Genomic DNA, 5,073 nt, shown 5'->3' with positions numbered 1-5,073 from the left:
CCATTGGTTTAGAAATAATCTGCAACTGATCCAATACCAACACTTCAGCTAATTCATCAAGGGTTCCAAAACCTCCGGGCATAGCAATAAAAGCATCCGAAATTTCGATAAGCAAATTCTTCCGCTCGGCCATACTTTCTACAATATGCAATTTCGTAATTCCAGAGTGAGACACTTCTTTATCCACCAAATATTGCGGCATAACTCCAATTACTTCCATATCCGCTTCCAACATACGATCGGCAATAATTTTCATTAAGCCCACATCGGCACCACCATAAATAAGGCTATGGCCTTTTTCTATAAAATAATCAGCCAGCTCAAGGGCTTTCTGTTTGTAAATATCATCAAAGCCCATACTTGAGCCGCAAAAAACACAAATTTTACTCATATGCACAAAGGTAAAAGAATTGGTTTACATCAAAATTTAATATTCAGTATCAATTTTATTATGTAAGGTTTCTACTAATTTAAAAAGAGATTTAAGCTGTTCTAAATCTTTATTTAAAGGTGTTATACGAAGCACTAAATTATTTTCTTTCAGTTCAATTCTGATATCGTTATAAGGTTGTTGATTGGCAATATCTACAAGAATATTTCTACTTAACAATCGCATTACCTCTCGCTTTTCAGAAACAAATAAACGGAATAAACGATCAAAATCAACATGTTCAGTTATCACCTTTTCTAAGCCTTTTGGAGCTTTACTATTCAATAAAGTTTTTCTATCAACTCTAAAATGCAAGTTTTTTGGGTTTCGACATTCCGTTTGAAAACGAGTGTAGGTTACACTTGCCCTACCCTTCATTTTACTATAAGAATCTATGACAATTTTGCCCCACTCAAATTTTTTAGTGATTACAGTAGGTTTAAGCAATCCATTATCAATATATTCTGCGTTTATTGAAGCAGCAAACTGCTGCCAAATTTTCTTTTGGCTAGCAAACATTGATTTAAAACGACGTGAGATATTTCCCATAACTTATTGTTTTACAGTTTAGAATAAACTATCTATTAGATTATCATCAGCGAAATTAGGCAATGTCACTTTTAAATCAGGATTACTTTCCATTGCACGTTTTGCAGCAAAAACAGCACCATCGTTTCTAGCCCAACTTCTACGACTAATACCATTATTTACATCCCAATAAAGCATGGATTTTAAACGGCGATCGGCTTCGGGAGTTCCATCCAACAACATACCAAAACCACCATTTATAACTTCGCCCCAGCCTACTCCACCACCATTATGAATACTCACCCAAGTAGCGCCTCGGAAAGAATCTCCAATAACATTTTGGATAGCCATATCTGCAGTAAAAGAAGAACCATCATATATATTGGAAGTCTCACGATAAGGAGAGTCTGTTCCTGAAACATCGTGATGATCTCGACCTAAAACTATAGGAGCAGTTATTTTTCCATCAGCGATAGCCTTATTAAAAGCCTCTGCAATTTTTATACGACCTTCAGCATCGGCATAAAGAATACGCGCTTGCGATCCAACTACTAATTTATTTTCTTGAGCACCATTAATCCACTGAATATTATCCGCCATCTGACTTTGAATTTCTTTAGGGGAATTTTGCATAATCTCACTCAAAATATCAGCAGCAATTTTATCGCTTGTTTCTAAATCTTCAGGATCATTAGAAGTACAAACCCAGCGGAAAGGACCAAAACCATAATCGAAAAACAATGGCCCCATAATATCCTGAACATAAGACGGATATTTAAAAGTAATTCCATCTTCGGCCATAACATTAGCACCTGCACGAGAAGCTTCTAATAAAAATGCATTTCCATAATCAAAGAAATAAGTACCTTTTGCAGTATGTTTATTTATTGCATCTGCTTGTCGGCGCAACGATTCTTTCACTTTTTCTTTAAATAAATCGGGCTTATGTGCCATCATTTCCAAAGATTCTTCAAGAGAATATCCAACAGGGAAATAGCCACCTGCCCAAGGGTTATGAAGTGATGTTTGATCGGAACCTAAATCGACAAAAATATTTTCTTCGTCAAACCTCTCCCAAATATCTACAATATTTCCTTGATAAGCTATGGAAACAATCTCTTTATCGGCTTTAGCTTTTTTTACTCTTTTAACAAGTAAATTCAAATCATCAAAAACCTCATCTACCCATCCTTGAGAGTGACGAGTTTGTATTGCTTTTGGGTTTACCTCAGCCACTACAGAAATCACTTTAGCAATATTTCCTGCTTTTGGTTGAGCACCTGACATTCCACCCAAACCGGAAGTCAAGAATAACTTTCCGGCAAAAGGATCTTCGTCGGGTTTAGCTACTTTTCTAGCTGCATTCATTACCGTAATAGTTGTTCCATGAACAATTCCTTGAGGACCGATATACATAAAAGAGCCTGCTGTCATTTGTCCGTATTGAGAAACGCCCAAAGCATTAAACTTCTCCCAATCGTCTTGTTTTGAATAGTTTGGAATAACCATACCGTTAGTAATTACAACTCTTGGTGCATCTTTATGCGAAGGGAATAAACCCATTGGATGACCCGAATACATCGCTAAAGTTTGTTCGTCGGTCATAGTGGCTAAATATTTCATAGTGAGTAAATATTGAGCCCAATTTTGGAAAACAGAACCATTTCCACCATAAGTTATTAATTCGTGAGGATGCTGAGCCACAGCATAATCCAAATTATTCTGAATCATAAGCATAATGGCAGCTGCTTGTTTCGACTGATGTGGAAAATCATTAATATGACGAGCATGCATTTTATAATCGGGGCGAAAACGATACATATAAATACGTCCGTATTTCTTAAGTTCCTCCGCAAACTCCGGAGCTAAAATTGCATGATGTTTAACATCAAAATAGCGAAGTGCATTTTTTAAGGCTAATTTTTTTTCATTAAGACTTAAAATATCTTTTCTAATTGGAGCATGATTTATCTCAGCATCGTAGGCTTTTGCTTGAGGCAGCACTTCAGGAATACCCGCTAATATCTGTTTTTGAAATTCGGTTAAATTCATTGTTATCATTTTTAGATGTACAAAATTACGAATTCATTTGGAGAAAAAACAAAGCTTTTCAGAAAACCGAATCTTTGTATATTTGCTGATTCAAAATCATATAGAATGAAATTGCTTTACATCGCTTTTGGAGGTATAATAGGATCGGTCTTACGTTATTTATTATCCGGTTTTCCACATAAATATTATTTTGGAACTTTCCCTTTGGGAACACTCTTCGTAAATCTCTTAGGGTCGTTTTTAATTGGCTTCGCATTTATACTTTTCGGGAAAGAGAATATCCCTGAAAACCTAAAGCTCTTTTTATTTATTGGTATTTTTGGGAGCTTCACAACCTTTTCAACTTTTATGTTCGAAAGTCTTAATCTTTTTAAAGATGGTGACATTAAGTTTGCATTAGTCAATATAGCCGGTGCTAATATTCTAGGTTTATTTTTTGTATATTTAGGCTATATTTCTGCAACTTATTTTGTTCATCAATCTTAAGGGTTATGGAAGGCTTTGTAAAAAAAACTGAATTTCGGCTTATCTTAAACGAAAATGATTCGTACAAAGGCGATAGTCTTTGTCGTCTGGTAATAGAAAAAGCGCATAGTTTAGGGATTTCAGGAGCTACTGTAATGCAAACCAAAGGAGGTTTTGGAAGCAGACAACACATTCATTCCAGCAGTATTTTGCGTATTTCAAACGAATTACCCGTTGTTATTTCTTTAGTCGATGACATGGAAAAACTCTTACCTTTAGTAGATTACGTGAAGCAACGTTATAAAGGCGGTTTACTAAGTTTACAAGATATTTGGGTCAGCAAAAAATAAGATGGTAGAACTTGAACCCTATTACAATTGGCGTAATATTTATAGCGCCGAAACTGATAAACAATCGCCATTTTTTGGAAGAAAATATAGTGAAATATCACTTAATCACCGTATTTACGATACTTATATCCATCCACAATGGGATGACTTTGGTTCGCTCACGCTTTATATGAAAATCCTGTATACCAATTACGATCTGGGCTTTACAATTTGGGAATTTATTGGAGAATGGAACGATATTTTATATAACGACATTATGTATTTGTACAGAAATGTAGTGGAAGAAATGACGGAAAACGGAATTAATAAATTTATTCTAATAGGCGAAAATATTTTGAATTTTCATGCCGATGATGATAGTTATTATCAAGAGTGGTTTGATAATTTAGATGATGGTTGGATAGTCGGACTGAATTTTCTCGACCATAACTTAGATGAAATAAAAGCTGCTCGTTTAGACTATTATATTTCTTTTGGTGGCGAATTTGATGCTTTGGATTGGCGAACCTATAATCCACAAAAGCTTTTTGAGAAAATAGATAAACAAATGCGCTATCGTTTAGGAGAATAAGATGAAGAGAACAGTAAGCATACGTATTTCGGGGAAAGTTCAAGGTGTTGGATTTCGGTATTACACCAAAAAGAAAGCCCAAGAATGTAATGTAAATGGTTTTGTACAAAACAAAGCCGACGGTTCTGTTTATATTGAAGCTTCAGGCGGAGATATAGACATAAATACTTTTATCGACTGGTGCAAAAAAGGACCGGATTGGGCAAGAGTACTTGACATTAAAATTAGCAACCTTCCAAATCGGGAATGGGATGGGTTTAATGTTAGGTAAGTTGAATCTCGTAAAGCCGCAGAAACGCAGAGATTTGTAATGAAACTTTTATCTCGCAAAGGTGCAAAGACGCAAATAAAAAGTGAAAAAAATTACATTTTTATCGCCTGCGTAATCTCCCGTTTACCAATAGGTCCGGGTAAAGCATTTAAAATAAAGCCCGCTGCTTTTAATGCTCTTTTTACTTTTCCTTTAGCGGAATAGGTCATTAGAATCCCCTTGGATTTCATAGCCAAATAGATTTTCTGAAAAACTTCTTCTGTCCATAATTCTGGTTGCAAATCGGGATTAAAAGCATCGAAATAGACCAAATCAAATGCTTTAATCGGCAAATCAATATCTTCAAGCTTAATCTTACGTTTTTCAAACCAAAAGTCAGGAAACAACTCTGTTCTTTTATTCCAAT

At 35.2% G+C, this 5,073-nt stretch carries 8 protein-coding genes; 4 read left to right on the top strand and 4 right to left on the bottom strand.

The genetic code is table 11. The features are described from left to right. The 3 genes from J7K39_03240 to J7K39_03230 form a co-directional block, all read right to left on the bottom strand. Nucleotides 1–391 (bottom strand): TIGR00730 family Rossman fold protein (locus J7K39_03240; protein ID MCD6178898.1); only part of this gene is annotated, 391 nt, incomplete at its 3' end. Nucleotides 392–427: 36 nt separating this feature from the next. Next, entirely contained in the window at nt 428–979 is a 552-nt protein-coding gene (locus tag J7K39_03235) for a hypothetical protein (protein ID MCD6178897.1), read from the bottom strand. Between the two features lie 18 nt (nt 980–997). Then, nucleotides 998–3,010, bottom strand: coding sequence for a urocanate hydratase (locus J7K39_03230; GenBank protein MCD6178896.1), 2,013 nt, complete (start codon nt 3,008–3,010; stop codon nt 998–1,000). A 105-nt stretch (nt 3,011–3,115) separates the two neighbouring features. On the opposite strand from J7K39_03230, the gene crcB reads away from it, so the two are divergent. The 4 genes from crcB to J7K39_03210 are packed head-to-tail and all read left to right on the top strand — an operon-like array spanning nt 3,116 to nt 4,667. After that, entirely contained in the window at nt 3,116–3,496 is a 381-nt protein-coding gene (crcB, locus tag J7K39_03225) for a fluoride efflux transporter CrcB (protein MCD6178895.1), read from the top strand. Between the two features lie 5 nt (nt 3,497–3,501). Then, nucleotides 3,502–3,825, top strand: a complete 324-nt coding sequence (locus tag J7K39_03220; GenBank protein ID MCD6178894.1) for a DUF190 domain-containing protein — start codon at nt 3,502–3,504, stop codon at nt 3,823–3,825. A 1-nt stretch (nt 3,826) separates the two neighbouring features. Further along, complete coding sequence (locus tag J7K39_03215; GenBank protein ID MCD6178893.1) at nt 3,827–4,396, top strand: hypothetical protein; 570 nt, start codon at nt 3,827–3,829, stop codon at nt 4,394–4,396. A gap of 1 nt (nt 4,397) precedes the next feature. Continuing rightward, nucleotides 4,398–4,667: an acylphosphatase gene (locus J7K39_03210; GenBank protein ID MCD6178892.1), complete on the top strand. Its 270-nt coding sequence runs from the start codon at nt 4,398–4,400 to the stop codon at nt 4,665–4,667. A 92-nt stretch (nt 4,668–4,759) separates the two neighbouring features. On the opposite strand, the gene J7K39_03205 is transcribed toward J7K39_03210, so the two are convergent. Continuing rightward, on the bottom strand, nt 4,760–5,073 hold a 314-nt coding region (locus J7K39_03205; protein ID MCD6178891.1), incomplete at its 5' end, for an SAM-dependent methyltransferase.

This window comes from Bacteroidales bacterium (genome assembly GCA_021157585.1).
Taxonomy (GTDB): domain Bacteria; phylum Bacteroidota; class Bacteroidia; order Bacteroidales; family UBA12170; genus UBA12170.
This window is presented reverse-complemented; position numbering and strand designations above follow the sequence as displayed.